Source organism: Mycobacterium sp. RTGN5 (assembly GCF_033804465.1).
Lineage (GTDB): Bacteria > Actinomycetota > Actinomycetes > Mycobacteriales > Mycobacteriaceae > Mycobacterium.
Window position 1 is genome coordinate 1 of record NZ_JAPZLA010000005.1, and the last position, 19,909, is coordinate 19,909.

The 19,909-nt window shown below is 65.9% G+C and carries 20 protein-coding genes; 11 read left to right on the forward strand and 9 right to left on the reverse strand.

From position 1 onward, the window contains the following. Positions 1 to 134: 134 nt before the first annotated feature. Positions 135 to 1,358, reverse strand: coding sequence for an amidohydrolase family protein (locus SLQ31_RS22215; RefSeq protein ID WP_319436267.1), 1,224 nt, complete (start codon positions 1,356 to 1,358; stop codon positions 135 to 137). A 108-nt stretch (positions 1,359 to 1,466) separates the two neighbouring features. After that, positions 1,467 to 2,087 (reverse strand): TetR/AcrR family transcriptional regulator, encoded by a 621-nt coding sequence (locus tag SLQ31_RS22220; protein WP_319436269.1) that lies wholly within the window; start codon positions 2,085 to 2,087, stop codon positions 1,467 to 1,469. Positions 2,088 to 2,163: 76 nt separating this feature from the next. Here SLQ31_RS22220 and SLQ31_RS22225 point away from each other — a divergent pair, with 76 nt between their 5' ends. After that, positions 2,164 to 3,054: an acyl-CoA thioesterase gene (locus tag SLQ31_RS22225; RefSeq protein ID WP_319436270.1), complete on the forward strand. Its 891-nt coding sequence runs from the start codon at positions 2,164 to 2,166 to the stop codon at positions 3,052 to 3,054. A gap of 4 nt (positions 3,055 to 3,058) precedes the next feature. Continuing rightward, on the forward strand, positions 3,059 to 3,736 hold the full coding sequence (locus tag SLQ31_RS22230; protein WP_319436272.1) for a DUF427 domain-containing protein: 678 nt from the start codon (positions 3,059 to 3,061) through the stop codon (positions 3,734 to 3,736). On the opposite strand, the gene SLQ31_RS22235 is transcribed toward SLQ31_RS22230, so the two are convergent. Then, complete coding sequence (locus tag SLQ31_RS22235) at positions 3,714 to 4,595, reverse strand: neutral zinc metallopeptidase (RefSeq protein WP_319436273.1); 882 nt, start codon at positions 4,593 to 4,595, stop codon at positions 3,714 to 3,716. The two genes, SLQ31_RS22230 and SLQ31_RS22235, sit on opposite strands and share 23 nt — an antisense overlap. Before the next feature lie 72 nt (positions 4,596 to 4,667). On the opposite strand from SLQ31_RS22235, the gene SLQ31_RS22240 reads away from it, so the two are divergent. Next, the gene (locus tag SLQ31_RS22240) at positions 4,668 to 6,146 is read left to right on the forward strand and encodes a carboxylesterase/lipase family protein (RefSeq protein ID WP_319436274.1); all 1,479 of its coding nucleotides are present in this window, start codon (positions 4,668 to 4,670) and stop codon (positions 6,144 to 6,146) included. 9 nt (positions 6,147 to 6,155) lie between these two features. On the opposite strand, the gene SLQ31_RS22245 is transcribed toward SLQ31_RS22240, so the two are convergent. Next, entirely contained in the window at positions 6,156 to 6,644 is a 489-nt protein-coding gene (locus tag SLQ31_RS22245; protein WP_319436616.1) for an SRPBCC family protein, read from the reverse strand. A 125-nt stretch (positions 6,645 to 6,769) separates the two neighbouring features. Between SLQ31_RS22245 and aspS the strand changes: the two genes are divergently transcribed. The 3 genes from aspS to SLQ31_RS22260 all read left to right on the forward strand — a co-directional run bounded on the left by aspS (position 6,770) and on the right by SLQ31_RS22260 (position 11,227). Then, on the forward strand, positions 6,770 to 8,545 hold the full coding sequence (aspS, locus tag SLQ31_RS22250; protein ID WP_319436275.1) for an aspartate--tRNA ligase: 1,776 nt from the start codon (positions 6,770 to 6,772) through the stop codon (positions 8,543 to 8,545). Then, the gene (locus SLQ31_RS22255) at positions 8,542 to 8,970 is read left to right on the forward strand and encodes a nitroreductase family deazaflavin-dependent oxidoreductase (protein ID WP_319436277.1); all 429 of its coding nucleotides are present in this window, start codon (positions 8,542 to 8,544) and stop codon (positions 8,968 to 8,970) included. Before aspS ends, SLQ31_RS22255 begins: the two co-directional genes overlap by 4 nt. 499 nt (positions 8,971 to 9,469) lie before the next feature. After that, positions 9,470 to 11,227 carry a VCBS domain-containing protein gene (locus tag SLQ31_RS22260; protein WP_319436278.1) on the forward strand — a complete coding sequence of 586 codons (1,758 nt, stop codon included), beginning with the start codon at positions 9,470 to 9,472 and terminating at the stop codon, positions 11,225 to 11,227. Between the two features lie 14 nt (positions 11,228 to 11,241). On the opposite strand, the gene SLQ31_RS22265 is transcribed toward SLQ31_RS22260, so the two are convergent. Next, positions 11,242 to 11,637: a hypothetical protein gene (locus tag SLQ31_RS22265; RefSeq protein WP_319436279.1), complete on the reverse strand. Its 396-nt coding sequence runs from the start codon at positions 11,635 to 11,637 to the stop codon at positions 11,242 to 11,244. A 62-nt stretch (positions 11,638 to 11,699) separates the two neighbouring features. Further along, positions 11,700 to 11,942, reverse strand: coding sequence for a hypothetical protein (locus SLQ31_RS22270; RefSeq protein WP_319436281.1), 243 nt, complete (start codon positions 11,940 to 11,942; stop codon positions 11,700 to 11,702). On the opposite strand from SLQ31_RS22270, the gene SLQ31_RS22275 reads away from it, so the two are divergent. Continuing rightward, positions 11,929 to 12,126 carry a hypothetical protein gene (locus SLQ31_RS22275; protein ID WP_319436283.1) on the forward strand — a complete coding sequence of 66 codons (198 nt, stop codon included), beginning with the start codon at positions 11,929 to 11,931 and terminating at the stop codon, positions 12,124 to 12,126. The two genes, SLQ31_RS22270 and SLQ31_RS22275, sit on opposite strands and share 14 nt — an antisense overlap. Positions 12,127 to 12,174: 48 nt before the next feature. Here the strand turns inward: SLQ31_RS22275 and SLQ31_RS22280 are convergent, their stop codons facing one another. Then, a complete protein-coding gene (locus tag SLQ31_RS22280) occupies positions 12,175 to 12,660 on the reverse strand; it encodes a DUF302 domain-containing protein (RefSeq protein ID WP_319436285.1) in 486 nt (161 codons plus the stop codon). Between the two features lie 2 nt (positions 12,661 to 12,662). Beyond that, positions 12,663 to 13,850: an acetyl-CoA C-acyltransferase gene (locus SLQ31_RS22285; RefSeq protein WP_319436287.1), complete on the reverse strand. Its 1,188-nt coding sequence runs from the start codon at positions 13,848 to 13,850 to the stop codon at positions 12,663 to 12,665. A gap of 94 nt (positions 13,851 to 13,944) precedes the next feature. Here SLQ31_RS22285 and SLQ31_RS22290 point away from each other — a divergent pair, with 94 nt between their 5' ends. From SLQ31_RS22290 to SLQ31_RS22305, 4 genes are all read left to right on the forward strand, one after another. Further along, the gene (locus SLQ31_RS22290) at positions 13,945 to 14,439 is read left to right on the forward strand and encodes a helix-turn-helix domain-containing protein (RefSeq protein WP_319436289.1); all 495 of its coding nucleotides are present in this window, start codon (positions 13,945 to 13,947) and stop codon (positions 14,437 to 14,439) included. Between the two features lie 18 nt (positions 14,440 to 14,457). Then, positions 14,458 to 15,798 carry a hypothetical protein gene (locus tag SLQ31_RS22295; protein ID WP_319436291.1) on the forward strand — a complete coding sequence of 447 codons (1,341 nt, stop codon included), beginning with the start codon at positions 14,458 to 14,460 and terminating at the stop codon, positions 15,796 to 15,798. Positions 15,799 to 16,078: 280 nt separating this feature from the next. Then, on the forward strand, positions 16,079 to 16,507 hold the full coding sequence (locus SLQ31_RS22300; RefSeq protein WP_319436617.1) for an MmpS family transport accessory protein: 429 nt from the start codon (positions 16,079 to 16,081) through the stop codon (positions 16,505 to 16,507). Continuing rightward, positions 16,504 to 19,398 carry an MMPL family transporter gene (locus SLQ31_RS22305; protein ID WP_319436293.1) on the forward strand — a complete coding sequence of 965 codons (2,895 nt, stop codon included), beginning with the start codon at positions 16,504 to 16,506 and terminating at the stop codon, positions 19,396 to 19,398. The genes SLQ31_RS22300 and SLQ31_RS22305 overlap by 4 nt, the downstream gene beginning before the upstream one ends. Before the next feature lie 27 nt (positions 19,399 to 19,425). Here the strand turns inward: SLQ31_RS22305 and SLQ31_RS22310 are convergent, their stop codons facing one another. Continuing rightward, complete coding sequence (locus SLQ31_RS22310; RefSeq protein ID WP_319436295.1) at positions 19,426 to 19,728, reverse strand: hypothetical protein; 303 nt, start codon at positions 19,726 to 19,728, stop codon at positions 19,426 to 19,428. Between the last annotated feature and the right edge of the window lie 181 nt (positions 19,729 to 19,909).

The following is a 19,909-nucleotide window of genomic DNA, read 5'->3' on the forward strand; positions in this document are numbered from 1 at the left end:
GTGGGTTGCTCGTGTCTGTTGTTTGTGGGGGGGTGGGGGCGTTGGTGCGGGGCCCCCCCCCCCCCCCCCCCCCCCCCCGCGCGCGCCCCCCCGCCCCCCCCCCCCCCACGTCCATCACGACAAATTCGATCGGGTCAAGCAAGGACGAGCGCGGGCACGTCGGGCTTGTGGACGATCTTGTTGGGGACCTTGAACAGGTCGATCATGTTGCCGCCCATGACCTTCCGCTGGCCCTCTTCGTCGAGGCCCTGCAGGTCGTCGACCAGGGTGATCGGATCGGACATGCCTTCCGGGTGTGGCCAGTCGGACCCGAAGATGATCCGGTCGACACCGCACAGGTCGGCCATCTCGGCGAAGTCGTCCTCCCAGAAGGGGGCGACGTACACACCGCGCTTGAACGCCTCGATCGGGTCCTCGAGGAATCCCTGCGGCATCTTCGAATACACGTCCTTGAACTGCTTCAACAAGGTGGGCACCCATGACGCGCCATTCTCGACCGAGAGAATGCGCAGATCGGGGTTGCGGGTGAGTGCACCGTGGCAGACCAGCGCCGCCATGGTGTCCTCGATGGGCCGCTTACCCATCGCGACCATCCGGAAGGAGGTCGGCGAGAACGGCTTGAACTCGCTTGCCGGCTCCCAGTCGTTGAGGTATTCGGAGTAACCCGAGTCCGATGCGTGCATCGAGACGGGGATGCCGGCCTTGACGCAGGCGGCCCAGAACGGATCGAACTCCTCCACGCCCATGGAGCGGCTACCGCGGTAACCGGGCACCGGCGCGGGCCGGACCAGGACGGTCTTGGCGCCCCGCTCGAGACACCAGTCGAGCTCTTCGAGGGCACGATCGACGTTGGCCAGGTTGATGACCGGCGTGGAGAAGATGCGGTCCTCATAGTTGAACTGCCAGGTCTCGTACATCCACTGGTTCAGCCCGTGCACGATGTCGAGGATCAGGTCCGGATCGTCCTTGAGTCGCTCCTCGACCAGGCTGGCCAGCGTCGGGAACATGAGCGTGTAGTCCAGGCCGAGGCTGTCGAGAACCTCGAGGCGCGCCGCGGGATCGCGGAACGCGGGGATGGCCTTCATCGGCTTGCCCATCACCTCGCGGAAGGACTTGCCGCCGCTGCCGTGCCGGAAGTAGTCCTCCTGGGCGCCGGGCCGGGCGACCACCTCGAAGGTCGGGTTCGGGATGTAGTCGCTGACCTGGTTGCGCACCATGATCTTGGTGCGGCCACGGACGTCGATGTAGTCGATGACGCCCTTGCGGTGCTCCGGCAGGAATTGCGTCAGCGCTTCCTTGGGCTCGTAGAAGTGGTTGTCGGCATCGAAAATGGGATAGGGCATCTCGCGTGAGGGCATGGCCCGCCTCCAGAGAGTCTGATGAGTGGCTAACGGTAATGACGTTACCACGCGAAGAGCTGGGCAAACACATCGACCGAAAAAGGTGTATCTACCAGTGCAAACGGGTCAGGGGAGCAGGCCGCGCACGCAGAAGTCGTATATGTGCGCCGCGTCGATGGGCACGCCGTTGAGTTCGGCACCCAGGCTGCGCAGCCGCATCGCGCCGAGCACCGCCTGCATGATGAGCGCGGCGGTGGTCTTGGACTGCAGGTCGGGCCGGAATGTGCCCTCGCCTTTGCCGCGTTCGAGGATCTCGCCGATCAGCTGATGCAGCGGCGACAGGACGCGCGAGTACTCCCGCGGCAGGGTCTCGGCGAGGTGGTCGTTGTAGTACGTCAGGCCGCGGTTGATGCTGTCCTGCTTGGTGGATTCGGCCGGCGTGCAGATCCGGTCGATCAACAACTGCATCGCATCGGCGGCGGGCAGGCCGTCGGTCTCTTTGCGCCACTGCTTGGTGGATTCGGCCATGATGGTGTCGATCAGCGCCAGCAGCAGCTCGTCTTTGGTGGTGAAGTGCTGGTAGAAGGAGCGCAGCGAGGTCTTCGAGCGCTCCACAACCTCCAGCACGGTGAAGTCGGTGCGGCCGGTCTCGGCCAGAATCGACAGGGCCGACCGCATGAAGCGGCTCTCCCGGGTGTCCGGATCGGCGCTCATCGCGTCGGGCGATCGTTCATCGGCCTTGGCCATCGGGTCAGCTTATCGGTCGGGTTACAGTGACGAGAATGACGTTACCGTCTTGGCATACGACGAGGTGAGGGAACACATGGCTTCGAACCCCGGAGACTCCGGCGCGGACCACTGGACAGTGGCGGCCTTGCTCGAGCTCTTTGACGTCAAGGCCGACGGCCAGGATCGCTTCATCGCCCCGACGGGCATCGCCGACGCCGACGAGCGACAGGTGGTCGAGGGCACCCAGGTGCTCGCCCAGGCGATCGTGGCAGCGGCAAAGCGCTTCGACGGCAAGTCAATTCGCTCGGTGCACAGTGTGTTCGCCCGCGCGGTGCTGGTGGGCCCGCCGGTGGTCCTCGATATCGACGTCGTCTCCGAGGGGCGCTCGACGGCGTCCGCGATCATCACCGCCTCGCAGAACGACAAGCGCTGCATGACGTTCACGGTCCTGGCCGACGTGCCCACCGCTGACGTGATCCGCCACCATCTGCCGCGCCCGACGGTGGCCGGGCCGGATCAGTCCAATGTCTGCGAAATGCCGATGCAGGGCCGGCAGGTCAAGCTCGTCGACGTCGTCGACATCAACAGCCCCGACGAGGTTGGCCCACCCGAGGTCTACGCGTGGCTGCATTACGAGCCCATCCCGACCCGCGATGACCTGGCCAAGGCCCTGATTGCGTACTTCACCGGGCATCTGGGCATCTCGACGACCATGCGCGCGCATGCCGGCATCGGCACCGCGCAGTCGCACTTCACGGTCTCGACCGCGCCGATGACGGTCACGGTGAGCTTTCACGAGCCGGTCAGCTGGAGTGGTTGGCTGCTGTACACCCACGAGAGCACCCAGGTCGGTGCCGGCATGTCCTACATCCGCGGCGCGATCCACACCGAGGCTGGTGAGCTGATCGCGTCGTTCACCCAGGACGCGTTGATCCGGCCACTGCGGACCACCGACAACGCGATCGCCGCCGAAGCCCGGATCTAGCCCGATGAGCCTGGTCGCCGGCCGCGGCCCGCTCGGTCCGGACCGGGCCGGCTGGTTCTCCGCGCCGGTGGCCGAGCCGATCGTGTTCGTCGAGCCCCATCCGCGCCGAGTCCAGGCGCTGCGCGGTGGGCAGCTGGTCATCGACACCGAGAACGCGCTGCTGGTCCACCGCGCCGGGGCGCCGTTGAGCTACGTCTTCCCGGTCGGTGAAACAGCCGATCTGCCAACCGAACCCGAAGAGGTCGCGCCCGGTTATGTGCGGGTGCCATGGGACGCCGCTGACACGTGGGTGGAGGAGGGGCGCACCCTGGTGCATTATCCGCCCAACCCGTATCACCGAGTCGATTGCCGGCCCACCCGGCGGCGGCTGCGCGTCGAGGTTGCGGGCGGCGTGCTGGTGGACACCGACGACACCATGATTGTGTTCGAAACATCCTTGGCGCCAAGGCTTTACGTCGCGCCCGCCCACGTGCGTACCGATCTGCTGCGCCCGACGGCCACGTCGAGCTACTGCAACTACAAGGGGTACGCGACCTACTGGGCTGCCGGCGGGATCGAGGACGTGGCCTGGAGCTACGACGAACCGCTACCCGAAACCCTGCCCATCAAGGGCTATTTCAGCTTTGACCCGGCCCGTGTCGACGTGGTGGCCGCGCTGCCTAGCCCAGATCCCCGGCCTTGAACGTGTCGCACTGCTTGGGATCGCCGGTCTGATACCCGGTGGTGAACCACTTTTGGCGTTCGGCTGACGAGCCGTGTGTCCACTGCTCGGGGTTGACTCGTCCGGTCGCCTGCTTCTGAATCCGGTCGTCGCCCACCGACGACGCCGCCGACAACGCGTCGGCAATGTCCTTATCGGTCAACGGTTGCAGATACGTCACGTCGGTGCCCGGCTGCTTGGTGATCGCGGCGTAATGCGCCCACACCCCGGCGTAGCAGTCGGCCTGCAGTTCGGTGCGCACACTGCCGCCGGTGGCGCCCTGCGCACCCTGCTGCGCGCGGCCCAGCACCCCGAGCAGGTCCTGGACGTGGTGGCCGTACTCGTGGGCGACCACGTACTCCTGCGCCAACGGTCCACCGCTGGAACCGAATTGGGTCTTGAGGACGTCGAAGAAATCGGTGTCGAAATAGGCGGTTTTGTCCACCGGGCAGTAGAACGGCCCGACGTCGCTGGTGGCCGGTCCGCAGCCGGTTTGCACGCTGTTCTTGAACAGCATCATCTTGGGGCGGGTGTAGCCCTTGATCAGGTCCGCCCACACACCGTCGACGGAGTTGCCGGTCGCCACGACCCGGCACTCGACGTACTCGTTGGCGTCGGCGCCGGTCTTGCACCTACTCAGGTCATAGCCCGAGGACTGCTCGGCGCCGGGCGGCAAGGCCGGCTGCTGGGGGAGCACCTGGCTGGGGTCGACGCCGAGGAACACCGCCAGCAGCACCACCACCAGGCCGCCGAGACCACCACCGATGGCGATGCCGCGACCGCTGCCCCCGCCGGTCGAGGTGGTGCTCGTGTCGATTTGCATACCCTCGTTGAAGGTCATGGCCACTCCTCGAGATCGACACCCCAGCGCAGACTTACCGGCTCGTTCACCTTGCCACACTACGATTGCGCCGTGACCGTCGTCGCGGATCCGTCGACCGTGGTCCACACCTCCCTAGGTGCGGTGCGCGGCACCACCGAGAGCGGCGTCCGAGTCTGGCGCGGCATTCCCTACGCCGAGCAACCCATCGGGGACCGCCGGTTCCGGGCGCCCATCCCATTGCAGTCGTGGTCGGGCGTGCGCGATGCCGTGGAGTTCGGACCGATGCCCCCGCAAGGCCGCTCGTTCGTCGGTGGCGGGCGCGACGACCCGAAGATCCGCGATGAGGCCTGCCTGACCCTCACGGTGTGGGCGCCTCCTACAAACAAGCCACTACCCGTCATGGTCTGGATCCCCGGCGGAGCCTTTGTCTACGGCGCCGGGCAGCTGCAGCTCTACAACGGCTCGCGGCTGGCCGCCAACGGCGACGTCGTCGTGGTCAACGTGACCTATCGGCTTGGCGTGTTCGGCGGATTCGAACTCGGCGACCTCGGTGCTGGGTTCGCTGACAACCTGTGTTTGCGCGACCAGATCGCGGCACTGCGCTGGGTGCAGGACAACATCGCGGCCTTCGGAGGAGATCCGCAGCGCGTCACCATCTTTGGTGAGTCGGCGGGGGCGACGTCGGTGCTGGCGCTGCTGGCCAGCCCCGCGGGTGAGGGCTTGTTCGCCCGCGCGATCGCGCAGAGCCCGGCGCTGCCGCTGATTGCCGACCGCGCCACCCGGGCGTGGCGCGCGCATGAGTTCGTCGACGTCGTCGGCTCCGATCCCGCGGCCTTCCCGGTCCTGCCGCAGCGGGTGCTGCGTCGTGCGGCGGGTGAGATCCAGCGCCGCAGCGTGGCGACCAGCCCGACGCTGGCCTACGGGCTCACCTACGGGGTCGACCTGTTGCCGCGACACCCGATCGAGGCAGCGCGGGCCGGTGAGCTCAACCCGGTGCCGCTGATCGTGGGGACCAACAGTCACGAGGCGTCGATGTTCGCCTGGTCCAAACCCCCCATGCTGCCGACCACGCAGAGCAGCATCGACGCGTACTTTGACCGGGTGGCGCCCGACGCGCGGGACCGGGTGCTGGCCAGCTATCCGGACTATCCGCGCAGGCGGTCGCAGATCGCGGTGGGCTCCGATGTGATGTTCGGGGCGCCGACCTGGGCGTTCGCCGACGCCTACAGTTCGCACGCGATCACCCACGTCTACCGGTTCGACCACACCACCTGGACCCTGCGGATGCTCGGGCTCGGCGCCACCCATGGCAGCGAGATCGTGCACATCCAACACAGCTACGGCTCGTATCTGGGCCGCAAGCTGCACCCGCTTGGCCGGCATGTGCAGCCCTCGGTGGGCCGCCGGATGCAGCGCACCTGGCTGAATTTCGCCACCCACGGCACGCTCGAGGACTGGCCGCGCTACGACACCGAGCGGCGGCGCACCCGCGTCATCCAGTCGAACCGCGACGTCTCCGTCAACGATCCGGACGCGCAGCGCCGGGAAGCCTGGTTGGGGCTCTACTAGCCCCATCGATTACCCGTAGTGCTTGTCGGTGTACCGGCGCAGGTTGGCCAGGAACCACTTGAACGACAGGTTCATCAGCGGGCCGCCCACGACCAGGCCGAGCCGGGCCGGACCGTTGGCCTTCTGCGCCAGCGTCCACGTCAGCCGGCAGCCACCCGGCGTTTCCACCACGGTGTACTCCTCGGCGAACGCCGCGACCACCTTGTTCGAGCACGTGTTGAAACGAAAAGCCATGTAGCGGAACGGCTCCCAGGCCAGAAACTCCTCGTCGCCGACCAGCCCGCCGAGCATGTCGACGGTACGGGTGGTGCCGATGCCGTACGGCTTGGGGCTGGTCCAGGTGACCTTGGTGATGACCTTCGCCCACTTCGGCCAGGATTCGGCGTCGGCGAGGACATCGAACAACTGCTCGGGCGTGATGGCCAGGTCCACGCTGTTGGAGAGGCGCGACGGCGCGCTCTTGATCCAATTCAGGTCGACGCGCTCGCAGGGATACATCGTGGTCATCGGGCTACCTCCGCGCCGACCATACACCGAGGTGGCGAATGTCCGGTCGGGTCCACCTCATAGACTGAGCCCTCGATTTCCATACTTGTTTTGTCTAGATCACCCAGGAGTTTCCAGTGCTGCGCAGTCACGCCGCCGGTACGTTGCGGGCCACCGATGCCGGACAGACGGTCATCCTGGCCGGTTGGGTGGCCCGCCGGCGCGACCATGGCGGCGTCATCTTCATCGATCTGCGCGACTCGTCCGGGACGTCCCAGGTGGTGTTCCGCGACGCGGAGGTCTTGGCTCAGGCGCACCGGCTGCGCGCCGAGTTCTGCGTCGCCGTCGAGGGTGTGGTCGAGGTCCGCCCCGAGGGCAACGCCAACGCCGAGATCCCGACCGGCGAGATCGAAGTCAACGCGACATCGCTGACGGTCCTGGGGGAGAGCGCCCCGCTGCCGTTCCAGCTCGACGATCAGGCCGGCGAGGAAGCCCGGCTCAAGTATCGCTATCTCGACCTGCGCCGCGAGGGTGGCCCCGGTGACGCGATCCGGTTGCGCTCCAAGGTCAATGCGGCCGCGCGCTCGGTGCTGGCCGGCCACGACTTCGTCGAAATCGAAACGCCGACCCTGACCCGCTCGACGCCGGAGGGTGCCCGCGACTTCCTGGTGCCGGCCCGGCTGCAGCCCGGCTCGTTCTACGCGCTGCCGCAAAGCCCGCAGCTGTTCAAGCAGCTGTTGATGGTGGCGGGCATGGAGCGCTACTACCAGATCGCGCGTTGCTACCGCGACGAGGATTTCCGCGCCGATCGCCAGCCGGAGTTCACCCAGCTGGATATGGAGATGAGTTTCGTCGACGCCGACGACGTCATCGCCGTCTCGGAAGAAGTGCTGCGGGCGGTGTGGTCCACGATCGGCTACGACTTGCCGACGCCGATCCCGCGGATGTGTTACGCCGAGGCGATGGGACGCTTCGGGTCCGACAAGCCCGACCTGCGATTCGCCGTCGAGCTCGTCGAGTGCACCGAGTACTTCGCGGACACGCCGTTCCGGGTGTTCCAGGCGCCCTATGTCGGCGCCGTCGTGATGGCCGGCGGGGCGTCGCAGCCGCGCCGGACGCTGGACGGCTGGCAGGAGTTCGCCAAACAGCGCGGACACAAGGGGCTGGCCTATGTGCTCATCGGTGACGACGGTGAACTGAGCGGCCCGGTCGCCAAGAATCTTTCCGACGCCGAACGTGACGGCCTCGCCGCGCATGTCGGCGCCAACCCGGGGGACTGCGTGTTCTTCGCGGCCGGCACTCCCAAGGGTGCCCGCGGGCTGCTCGGTGCGACGCGTATCGAGATCGCCAAGCGGCTCGACCTCATCGATCCGGACCAGTGGGCCTTCACCTGGATCGTGAAATGGCCGCTGTTCGAGCCGACCGACGAGGCGACGGCCGCCGGCGACGTCGCGGTGGGTTCGGGAGGCTGGACCGCAGTGCACCACGCGTTCACCTCGCCGATGCCCGAGTCGGAGGCGACGTTCGACACCGATCCCGGTTCGGCGCTGGCCAACGCGTACGACATCGTCTGCAACGGCAACGAGATCGGCGGCGGATCCATTCGTATCCACCGCCGCGATGTCCAAGAGCGGGTGTTCGCGATGATGGGCATCGACCACGCCGAGGCGCAGGAGAAGTTCGGATTCCTGTTGGATGCCTTCACCTTTGGCGCGCCGCCGCACGGCGGTATCGCGTTCGGCTGGGATCGCATCGTCGCGCTGCTGGCCGGGGTGGACTCGATCCGCGAGGTGATCGCGTTCCCGAAGTCCGGCGGTGGGGTCGACCCGCTGACCGACGCCCCGGCTCCGATCACCGCTCAGCAGCGCAAGGAATCCGGAATAGATTTCAAAGCCACGCTGGACAAGCCATGAGCTCACCGGACGCGTCGTTCATGAACGATTTCAACACCAACATCGTCGACGAGTTCCGGTCGAACGCCGGCGTCGTAGGCGGGCCCTTCGAGGGCAGGCCGCTGCTGCTCCTCGCCACGACCGGCGCGAAGTCCGGCAAGCAGCGGCTCGTGCCGCTGGCGTATTTCGAGGTCGACGGCAAGCTGATCATCATCGGCTCGAAGGCCGGCGCGGACACGAATCCGGACTGGGTGCACAACCTGCGGGCTAACCCGCAGGCGCACATCGAAATCGGCACGGATGCCTACGACGTGGTCGCCCGCGAGCTCTCCCTCGCCGAGCGGGACGAGGCCTACCCGAAGGTCGTCGCGGTGTCGCCTGGATTCGGCGAGTACCAGGCCAAGACCAGCCGGGTCATCCCGCTGTTCGAGCTGACCAGGGCGTAGCTCTCGGGAAGATCCGTCGCGACAGCAAATTTTTGACGTCGGCAGACGTAGGTAGTCGACTACTCGATTCGGGGTTATCTCTAGCGCCGAAGCCTGTCTAATAGCAAAATCTCGTACTGAGCAGTCGCAGCCCGGCAACACGCCGGCGCCAGGGCTGCCAGTTCGGGGGTGCTCGACCATGGCTGCTCGGAATCGCGCACGGCGGCGTCGGCGCCTGGAACCGTACACATGGTTGGGCGCAGGAGCGGTCACTCTCGGTGTCGGTGCTGCCCTCGTCGGTGGGACGGGTGTTGCCCGTGCCGATAGCGCGGGACCTGCCACGTCACCGTCGAGTCACGCCACCGGCCAGTCTGGCCGCCCACACTCGAGGCCCGCGCCCAACAAATCGTCCCGGGTGACGGGGAACGTCACACCTCGCCCGCGCGCCGCCGCGGGCAGTCGACCGGTAACCCGAACCGTCAAGGTCGGCACTGTCAGCGCTGGCCGCATCGCGTCGGAAATGGTTGCCGCGCCACTGAAGGCTCCGGTGAACCCGCTCACGGGTCTGACGTCGGGGTTGATGTCGGCACTGGTGCGCCTCTTCCAGGTCAATACGCCAACGCCACCGCGGAACCCGATCGGCGGATTCCTGTGGGGCGTGTTCCGGAGCCTCGACAGGGCTCTGGGGTTCGTCCCGGTGGCCGGCACCCCAACCGTCGGCACACCCGACCCTGTTACGGGCGCCGTCACCGGCACATGGGCGTTCACGGTGCCGGCCGGACTGCCCATGACTTACATCTTCGCCCAGGCCGCCAGTGGCGTGGTGCACGTCTACACCAACGGGACGTTCTCCTATACACCGGCGGAGGCCGCCCGAGTATTGGCCACCCCGACGACCACCGACATGTTCAGCATCACCGCCAGCGACGGCGCCGCCTCGACCGTTCAATTCATCACCGTGCCAGTGCTGCAGCTCGACAAGCCGGTGGCCGGTATCCCGACCGTCGGTAAGCCGGACCCTGTCACCGGTGTGGTGATCGGGAACCTCAATTTCACCGATCCTGCCGGAAAACCGTTGAGCTACAGCGTCACAACCAAGCCCGGTCAAGGCTCAGTCGATGTGAGCCCAACCGGGGACTACACTTACACGCCGACTCCGGAGGCCCGCCAAGCCGCCGGTTTGAGCGTCACCGCCGTCATCGATTCCTTCACGGTGACTGCCAGCAACGGCCTGGCGTCCACGGATGAATCCGTCAGTGTGACAGTGAGTCCCATCAATCCGGCACCAGGCACGGTCATCGGAACGATTGCCGGTCTGGCCGGCCTCGGTCCTACGAACATCTGGCTCAACCCGAATGGCAGCCGCCTGTACGTCGAAACCTCAAGCAGAGGCTTGTATGTCGTGAACACGGCCACCAACACGGTCGGCGGTCCGCTCGATTCACGTATCGCCTCATCGAATCCCACCTACCTGACGTTCAGCCCCGACGGCAGCCGTATCTACGCCGCGCACGGTGGTCAACTCGTCGTGGTCAACGCAGCCGACAACACGGTCATCAAGACGGTGTCGGTGGCCGCATCCAATGCGGGCACCGTCATCACCAAGGACGGGAAGTACGTCTACACCGTCGGTGATGCCAGCCAAACCGACGGTGTCATAACAGAATTCGACACAGCGACCGGAACCACCGCGAAAATCACCTTCTCGCTCGTGCCCAGCGATGGATATGCGCCGTTGACGTCGGTAGCGATCAGCCCCAATGGTCAGAATCTCTATGTCGTCAGTGCCTACAGTGGCACGATCTACGCGATCGATCTGGCTGCCAGCACCTACATCTCGAAGACAATCGACTACGGGTCCAGCGGTCATTTCGGCCCCGGTCAGCTGGCCGTCAGTCCCGATGGGAGCCGCGTCTACATCCCGTCGGCCACCAACTCCGTGCCCAACCCGCTGATGGTCTTCGACACCGCCACCAACACCGTCGTCGCGCGAATCTCGTTGGACAACCGCCAGTTCATCTCCGACCCGGCATCACAGGTCCAGCTCAGCGACGACGGCACTCGGGTGTATGTACTCAGCAGCGGGTTGATCGGCCAGGGCGTCTTCGGCCGGCTGTCGGTGGTCGACGCCACCGACAATTCCGTCTTGAGAACCATCCTCTACAACGGTTTCCCGTCGACCTTCGCGGTCACGGCCGACGGCCGCTTCGCTTACGTCCAGGGTTCGGTCGTGGGCGGCTCGAACCCTGGTAACACGGTCTCGCTGATCGCGCTCTGACCAATTCCGCCCGGCTACTTCAGGTTCGGGCAGAGTTGCTTGACCCAATCGTTGAGCAGGTACGCCAATGCGGAGTTGTCGGGATCGTCGGCCTGCGCGCCGAGAGTGGTGACGTAGTGCTCGATGGCGTCCCTCACCAGGTGGGGAGGGCTGTACTTTTCGAGCGAGTCGGCGGCTGCGCGCGCTTTCTCGGAATTGTCGGCGACCATCAAATCGTCTTTGGCGCTGCTGATGTCCCAGCAGGTGTCCGTGTCCAACGCCCCGGCCTGAGCTGAGGTGGTGGTCGGCGCCGATGTTGTGGAGGTCGTCGCTTGTTTGGCAGAAGAGCTCGAGGTCGTCGTCGTCGAGGTCGACGTCGATCCGGAGGAGTGGTTGGTCGAGCACCCCGCCGCGATCAATGCGACGGCCATCATCCCTGCGAGAGGAACCCGGCGTAATTGCATCGGCAAAAGTATTGTCCAGCCGAAATCGCTTAGTTGAGGATCGGGCAGATCTGCTTGAGCCAAGCGGTGATCGCGTTCCGGTTGGCATCGAGATCGGCATCAGTGGGCTGCGCGCCGACCGTCGTGACGAAGTGCTCGATCGCGGCCTTCACCGGGTCGGGGGGACTGTACTTTTCCAGCGTGTCGGCCGACGTGCGTGCCTTGTCGGGGGTGCTGGCCAGCATCAAACCGTCCTTGGCGAAGCCGATGTCGTAGCAGGTGTTGTCGTCCAAGGCTCCGGCCGGCGCTGACGAGGAGGCCGACGCCGAGGTCGTGGTCGGCGCTGCCGAGCTGGATGGGGCGGCAGATGTCGAGGATGACGCCTGGCTCGAGGTCGATTCCGAGGACGAGTCGTTGCTCGAGCATCCCGCTGCGATCACTGAGAGGGCGACCATGCCCGCGATACAAAACCGATGAGGTTGCATCGGCAAAAGTATTGTCCAGCCGGCTGCACTTCGGCGCGGTTTAAGTGACCTTGGCGGCCAAGGCCGCGAGCTTGGCGTCGAGGTCCTCGGCGGCGCTGAGGAGAGCGGGGTTGGGCTCCACGACCATCAGCGACGACGGCTTGACGTACGTCAGGCTGCTCCTGCCCTCGGGCTCGTCGACAAGCAACAGCTCGACAGGGGCGAACAGGCCCGCCGTCACGTCGTGACGGATCATGGTGATCGCGATCAACGGGTTACCGAGGATGACGCGCAGCGCCTTGCGGTCGATGCCGGCTTTCGGAATCCAGCCACCGTGGTCGAACAAGGCGAACAGCATGAATCCGCTTGGCCCGACGTACTTTTCCACCTTCTCCTGGTAGGACTGCCAATCGCCGCCCGCTGCCCCGATCTTGTCGATCGGCACCGGCTGCTCGCCGATGTCGGCGAGCAGCGCGGCGAGGAGTTCGTCGTAACTCTTGGTGCTGTCATAGCGCACCCGCACTCCGGTGAACGCGATCTCAGTCATGATCAGCCCAACCGCTCGATGATGGTGGCGTTGGCCATGCCGCCGCCCTCACACATAGTCTGCAGGCCGTAGCGCCCGCCGCGCTGCTCCAGCGCATTGACCAGCGTGGTCATGATCCGCGCGCCGCTGGCACCGAGCGGGTGCCCGATCGCGATGGCGCCGCCGTTGACGTTGGTTTTGGAGAGGTCAGCCCCGGTGTCGTGGGCCCAGCTCAACACCACCGGCGCGAAGGCCTCGTTCACCTCGAACAGGTCGATATCGGCCAACGTGAGTCCCGCCCGGGCCAGTACCTTCTCGGTCGCCGGGATGACGCCGGTCAGCATGTACAGCGGGTCGGAGCCCACGACGGTCGTGGTGTGGATCCGAGCCAGCGGCTTCCAACCGTGCTTGCGAGCCACCTCGGACGAGGTGATCAGCACCGCGGCGCTGCCGTCGGACAACGGCGACGAGTTGCCGGGCGTGATCTCCCAGTTGATCTGGGGGAAGCGCGCCGCGTAGGCCTCGTTGTAAAACGCCGGCTTGAGCCCGGCCAGGGTGTCGACCGTGGTGCCAGGCCGGATGATCTCGTCGTACTGCAGGCCCGCGATCGGCACCAGCTCGTTGTCGAACAAGCCGTCCTTGGTGGCCCTGGCCGCCTTCTCGTGGCTGCCGGCGGAGAACTCGTCGAGCTCGGCGCGTGACAGCCCCCAGCGCGCGGCGATCAGCTCAGCGCTGATGCCCTGAGGTACCAGCCCCTCGGAGTAGCGCTCGGCGAAGCGGGTGCCGAACGGATCGCTGCCGGGGAGCACCGACGACCCCATCGGTACCCGGCTCATCGACTCCACGCCGCCGGCGATCACCACGTCGTAGGCGCCGGCGATGACGCCCTGCGCGGCGAACGAGATCGCCTGCTGGCTGGAACCGCACTGACGATCGACGGTGGTGCCGGGAACCGTGTCGGGGAAGCCCGCGCCCAGCAAGGCGTTGCGGGCGATGTTGACCGCCTGGTCGCCGACCTGCGATACCGCGCCGGCGATAACGTCGTCGACCTCGGCCGGGTCGACCCCGGTGCGGGCGACCAGCTCGGTCAGGCTATGGGCGAGTAGATCGGCGGGCAACACTGAATGCAGGGCACCGCTTGGCTTACCCTTGCCGATCGGCGTGCGGACCGCTCCGACGATGACGGCGTCACGTCCTGCGTAACCGGCCATTGTGTCCTCCTGAACTCGTCACTGAGTATTGCTTCCTATACTCAGCTATAACACCTAGGTATAGTGAAAACAACTCAGGATTGGAGTGACTTACGTGACAGTGCTGCAGGGCCCGCTGGTCGACCGCGATACCTGGTCGGCGGTGGGCAGATGCCCGATCGAGAAGACCATGGCAGTCATCGGAACCAAGTCGGCGATGCTCATCCTGCGCGAGGCCTACTACGGCACCACCCGGTTCGACGACTTCGCGCGCCGGGTGGGCATCACCAAGGCCGCCACTGCGGCCCGCCTTGCCGAACTGGTCGATGCCGGCCTGCTGACCAGGCAGCCTTACCGCGAGCCGGGGCAGCGGGTCCGCGACGAGTACGTGCTCACGCCGGCCGGCACCGAACTGATGCCGGTGGTGTGGTCGATGTTCGAGTGGGGGCGGCGCCACCTGAGCAACGACAGCCGGCTTCGGCTGACCCACCTCGACTGCGGGGCTGACGCAACCGTCGAAATCCGCTGTGCCGAAGGTCATCTCGTGCCACCGGCCGAGCTCGGTGTGGAGCTCAAGCGAAAAGGAAGCCCGACGGCTGTGCGGGGGTGATACCGCAGGCTGAGTAAAATGCCGGTCGTGGACTCCACATTGGCGTACATCGATCAGGGATCCTTCCTCGGACTTCGGGCGCTTGGTCGTGGGCCGCTCGCCCAGTACTGCTGGATCTACGAGCATCCGGTGGACCTCGACGCGGTGCGGCGGTTCCACCACAACCTCGGTCACGGCCTGCTCGGGCGCCGGGTCGAGAGGTCGCCGCTGCCCTTCGCGCGGGACCACTGGGTCACCTGGCGCGGTCCCGCCGACATCGACCTCGCCGCCACCGCCCGCCCACGTACTGAGGCGATGGCCTTCTTCGACGAGCAGCTGCGCGTCCCGATCGACCCCGAAGCCGGGCCGTCCTGGCGGCTGGCGGTGCAGCCGTTGATCGAAGGCGGGGCCGCGATCACGCTGATCGGCTCGCACACGATCTGCGACGGCCTCGCGATCACGCAGGCGATCTCCAAGGCCTCCCGCGGCGAGACCTGGGAGTTGGGCTACCCAGAGCCGGGTGCGCGCACCCGCGGCCAGGCGCTGCGCCAGGATGGGGCGCAGGTCCTGCGCGCGATTCCCGACATCGCCAAGGCGGTGGTCGCCGGGATCAAGCTCGCGCGCAACAACGCCAGGGACATCGCTTCGTCGGCAGGCCGCTCGGGCCCGGCGCCCGCCAAGCTGGACGGCGTGGCGCTGGTCACCGTGCCATCTGTGGTGGCGCAGATCGACGAGGCTCAGTGGCAGGGCCGCATGGAAAGCCTTGGTGGAACCAGTAATTCGCTGTTCGCCGGGATCGGCGCCAGGCTCGGGCAGTTGTTCGGCCGGGTCGACGGCTCCGGACTGGTGAGGCTGCAGTTCCCGGTCAGCGAGCGCACCGAGGGTGATACCAGGGCCAATGCGCTGAGTGGAATGACGCTGATGATCGACCCGGCCAATGTCACGACGAGCCTGCGTGACGTGCGGGCCGAACTGAAGCGAAATCTGGCAGCGCTGTCCGAGACGCGCTTCGAACTGCTGGGCCCGGTGGCGCTCGCACCGTTGGTGCCGGCCGGTCTGGCGCGCCGGCTCGAGGGGATGGCGCTGGGCGCGGGTGCCCCCGTCGGTTGTTCCAACCTCGGGAAACTCGACGCGCCGGTGAACCGGCCGGACGGCACCGACGCCGAGTGCATCGTCGTGCGGCAAATCGAGTCAAGGACCACCGCCGACATCCTCGACCGGCTCGGCGGGACGCTGTTTGTGGCATCCGCCCAGGTCAACGGAAAAGTCTCGCTCTCGGTAGCGGCGTGGCAGCCCGGCGGCCCGAACGGCAAGGACCAGTTGAAGGTCGCGGTCGCGCAGGTGCTCGACGAATTCGGGCTCACCGCCACCCTCGAATAGCTGGGGTGCTGTGACGGCCGCCCGAACTTTTCCTGACCCATGAGGCTCATCACACGGGTTATGCTGACGAGATCCGTTAGTCCTACTATGTAGCGGTGCTAAATGCAGCCGCGGTGAATCGACAGGCTGAACTGCAAGGCCGGAAGGGGGGCAGGTCATGACCACGGAGAGCCAGACCTACACCTCGTCGGGCGCGTCGGCGGACGACGGCGCCCAGGCCGGCCCGGAACAGAAGCAGGCCCAATCCGCCGGTCACGGCACCAAGCGGCGCGGTGGACCGATGAAGCTGCTGCGCAAGGTCTGGCTGCCCGTCGTGATCGTTCTGGTGGTCGTCATCGCCGCGTTCGGCGTGTTCCGTCTGCACGGTGTGTTCGGCAAGACCGAGCTGACCCGCCCGGGCAGTGGCCTGGCCAACGACACCAAGCCGTTCAATCCCAAGACTGTCGTGTACGAGATCTACGGTCCGCCCGGCTCCGTAGCGACCATCAACTATCTCGACCTGGACGCCCAGCCGCAGATCGCGCGGGACGTCACCCTTCCGTGGTCTCTCACCTTGACGACCACCGCGCCGGCAGCCTCGGCCAACATCGTCGCCCAGGGCGACAGTGACACCATCGGCTGCCGCATCACGGTGAACGGCGAACTCAAGGACGAGAAGACCTCGACCGGGGTGAGCGCCCAGACCTTCTGCCTGGTCAAGTCCGCATGATCACACTGAACAAAGGCGACAAGCCGCAGACCGAGGACGGCAAGCGCCCGCACATCGCGCAGTGGGTGCGTTGGCTGTCCGTCCCGATCATCCTTGGCTGGCTGGCGCTCACGGTCATCACCAACATCGTGGTGCCCCAGGTCGAAGTGGTCGGCCAATCGCAGTCGGTGCCGATGACGGCCATGGACGCGCCGTCGTCCATCGCGATGAGCACGATCGGCACGACGTTCCAGGAGTTCAAATCGAACACCTCGGTGATGATCGTGTTGGAGAGCGATCAGCCCCTCGGCGACTCCGCGCATCAGTACTACGACGAGATCATCAAGAAGCTCGACGCCGATAAGAAGCACGTCGAGCACATCCAGGACTTCTGGAGCGACCCGCTGACCGCCGCCGGCTCGCAGAGCTCCGACGGGAAATCGGCATACGTGCAGGCCTATCTGGCCGGCAACATGGGCGAGGGACTGGCCAACGAGTCGGTCGAGGCGGTCAAGCAGGTCGTCGAGAGCGTGCCCGCGCCGGCCGGGATCAAGGCCTACGTCACCGGTTCCGCGGCGCTGATCAACGACACCCACATCGCCGGTGACCGAAGCCTCAAGATCATCACCGGCCTGACGTTCGGCGTCATCACCGTGATGCTGCTGTTCGTCTACCGCTCCATCGTCACCGTGCTGCTCGCGCTGTTCATGGTGTTCCTCGAACTGGCCGCCGCCCGCGGTGTGGTGGCCTTCCTGGGCTATCACCATCTGATCGGGCTGTCGACGTTCGCGGTCAACCTGCTCGTGATGGTGGCCATCGCGGCCGGCACCGACTACGTGATCTTCCTGTTCGGGCGCTATCAAGAGGCTCGAAGTAAGGGCGCCGACAAAGAGGCGGCGTACTACGACATGTATCACGGCACGTCACATGTGATCCTCGGATCCGGTCTGACCATTGCCGGTGCGTTGTTCTGTCTGCACTTCACCCGCAGCCCGATGTTCAGCTCGATGGGCGTGCCGCTGTTCTTCGGCATGCTCGTAGTGGTGGGCGCGGCGCTCACGCTGGGACCTGCGGTCGTCACTGCCGCCAGCCGCTTCGGTCTGCTGGAGCCCAAACGCGCCTCGCGCGAACGGTTCTGGCGCCGCATCGGCGCCGCCGTCGTGCGCTGGCCCGGACCGATCTTGGTCGCGACGACCTTCGTCTGCCTGATCGGACTCGTCGCGCTGCCCGGCTACCACACCGACTACAACGACCGGCACTACCTGCCGCCGGACATCCCCGCCAGCGAAGGGTTCGCGGCCGCCGAGCGGCACTTCCCGGAGGCTCGGCTGAGCCCCGAATTGCTGATGCTGCAAAGCGATCACGACCTGCGCAACTCGGCGGACTTCCTGGTCATCGACCGGGTCGCCAAGGCCATCTTCCACACGCCGGGCATCGGGCGGGTGCAGACCATCACGCGGCCGCTCGGCACCCCGATTGAGCACAGCTCGATTCCGTTCCTGCTGGGTATGCAGGGCACCACGCAGACGCTGAACCAGTCCTACATGCAGGATCGCATGAAGGACTTGCTCAAAATGGGCGACGACATGCAGGTGTCGGTCAACACGATGACGCAGATGTACGACCTGCTGGGTGAGCTCAATGCCGTCACCCACAGCATGGTCGGCAAGATGGACCTGACGCTGGCCGACATCCAGACACTGCGCAATCACATCGCCGACTTCGACGACTTCTTCCGGCCGATCCGCAACTACCTCTACTGGGAACCGCACTGCTACGACATCCCGATGTGCTGGTCGATCCGGTCGGTGTTCGACACCCTCGACGGCATCGACACGATGACCGACGACTTCCAGACTTTGGTGCCCGACCTGCACAAGCTGGACTTGCTGACGTCTCAGATGCGCATGCTGATGCCGCCGATGATCGACACCATGAAGTCCATGCGGACCATGCAGTTGACGATGCAGAGCACTCAGTCCGGTCAGCAGGACCAGATCGCGGCCATGCAGGACAACCAGAGCGCGATGGGCAAGGCGTTCGACGAGGCCAAGAACGACGATTCGTTCTACCTTCCGCCTGAGGCGTTCGACAATCCGGACTTCAAGCGCGGCATGAAGATGTTTTTGTCGCCGGACGGAAAAGCGGTGCGGTTCATCATCTCTCACGAGGGTGATCCGATGTCGCCGGAAGGCCTCACCCACGTCGACCCGATCAAGAACGCGGCGTTCGAGGCGATCAAGGGCACTCCGCTTGAGGGGTCCAAGATCTATCTGGCCGGCACCGCGGCCAGCTTCAAGGACATGCAGGACAGCGCCGACTACGACCTGCTGATCGCCGGTGTGGCTGCGCTGTGCCTGATCTTCGTGATCATGCTGATCATCACCCGCGCCGTGGTGGCCTCCGCGGTGATCGTGGGCACGGTGGTGTTGTCACTGGGCACGTCATTCGGCTTGTCGGTGCTGATCTGGCAGGACCTGATCGGCCGCCCGCTGCACTGGATGGTGCTGATCATGTCGGTAATCATCTTGCTGGCGGTGGGTTCGGACTACAACCTGCTACTGGTCGCCCGCCTCAAGGAGGAGATCCCGGCCGGATTGCGGACCGGCATCATCCGGGCGATGGGCGGCAGCGGCTCGGTGGTCACGTCTGCGGGACTGGTGTTCGCGGTGACGATGGCGGCCATGGCATTCAGTGAGCTGACGATTCTGGCGCAAGTCGGCACGACCATCGGGATGGGTCTACTGGTCGACACGCTGGTGATCCGATCGTTTATGACGCCGTCGATCGCCGCGCTGATGGGTCGTTGGTTCTGGTGGCCGCAGCGCCCGCGCCCGCGCCCGGTGCCGAGCCCGTGGCCGAGGCCCGCGGCGGAGAACACCGAACCGATCCGCGTCGAATCTCAGTCCTAACCAACCCCTTCGGGCCAACCACTTCGGCTAGTGCATGGCGTTGTGCGCGCCGTCGACACAGCCGCGCTGGTAGTTGATGGCCTGCTGCGCGGCCTGGCCGGCGCAGTACGCGGAGATGGACTCCTCGTGGGCCCGGTAGCCGCCGGCGTCGACCCAGCGCTGCCCGTCGGTATAGCCCGCCCAGTACGCGGAGTCCTTGCGGTCGGAGGTCAGCATGAAGATCACGCCGAGTAGTGCGAACACCGCGATCACGAGTAGTGCTTTGACCCAGCGCTTGTTCAGCCAGGGCCATAGCGGGGCAGGTATCCAGCGCGGCTTGGGCTGATCCACATCGAAGATTCTTGCACCCGCTTACCGGCGGGGCTGACATCCGCGCCGCTGACAAACCAGCTAGTGTCTAGCCCCTGTGGGGTGGATGACGAGCATCGCGAAATTCAAGGAACACGTATCACTTCGGGGAATCGTGATGACGGTCCTCAGCGTGGTGGTCGCCGGGCTGGCAGTCGCGACG

Bases quoted from the DNA above. Each gene is read 5' to 3' on its own strand.
- SLQ31_RS22280 (WP_319436285.1), bottom strand. From the start codon at position 12,660: ATGACTGAGATCGCGTTCACCGGAGTGCGGGTGCGCTATGACAGCACC.
- SLQ31_RS22220 (WP_319436269.1), bottom strand. From the start codon at position 2,087: ATGGCCAAGGCCGATGAACGATCGCCCGACGCGATGAGCGCCGATCCG.
- SLQ31_RS22305 (WP_319436293.1), top strand. From the start codon at position 16,504: ATGATCACACTGAACAAAGGCGACAAGCCGCAGACCGAGGACGGCAAG.
- SLQ31_RS22285 (WP_319436287.1), bottom strand. From the start codon at position 13,850: ATGGCCGGTTACGCAGGACGTGACGCCGTCATCGTCGGAGCGGTCCGC.
- SLQ31_RS22245 (WP_319436616.1), bottom strand. From the start codon at position 6,644: ATGTATCCCTGCGAGCGCGTCGACCTGAATTGGATCAAGAGCGCGCCG.
- SLQ31_RS22300 (WP_319436617.1), top strand. From the start codon at position 16,079: ATGAAGCTGCTGCGCAAGGTCTGGCTGCCCGTCGTGATCGTTCTGGTG.
- SLQ31_RS22215 (WP_319436267.1), bottom strand. From the start codon at position 1,358: ATGCCCTCACGCGAGATGCCCTATCCCATTTTCGATGCCGACAACCAC.
- SLQ31_RS22230 (WP_319436272.1), top strand. From the start codon at position 3,059: ATGAGCCTGGTCGCCGGCCGCGGCCCGCTCGGTCCGGACCGGGCCGGC.
- SLQ31_RS22265 (WP_319436279.1), bottom strand. From the start codon at position 11,637: ATGGCCGTCGCATTGATCGCGGCGGGGTGCTCGACCAACCACTCCTCC.
- SLQ31_RS22225 (WP_319436270.1), top strand. From the start codon at position 2,164: ATGGCTTCGAACCCCGGAGACTCCGGCGCGGACCACTGGACAGTGGCG.
- SLQ31_RS22295 (WP_319436291.1), top strand. From the start codon at position 14,458: ATGCCGGTCGTGGACTCCACATTGGCGTACATCGATCAGGGATCCTTC.
- SLQ31_RS22255 (WP_319436277.1), top strand. From the start codon at position 8,542: ATGAGCTCACCGGACGCGTCGTTCATGAACGATTTCAACACCAACATC.
- SLQ31_RS22235 (WP_319436273.1), bottom strand. From the start codon at position 4,595: ATGACCTTCAACGAGGGTATGCAAATCGACACGAGCACCACCTCGACC.
- SLQ31_RS22260 (WP_319436278.1), top strand. From the start codon at position 9,470: ATGGTTGCCGCGCCACTGAAGGCTCCGGTGAACCCGCTCACGGGTCTG.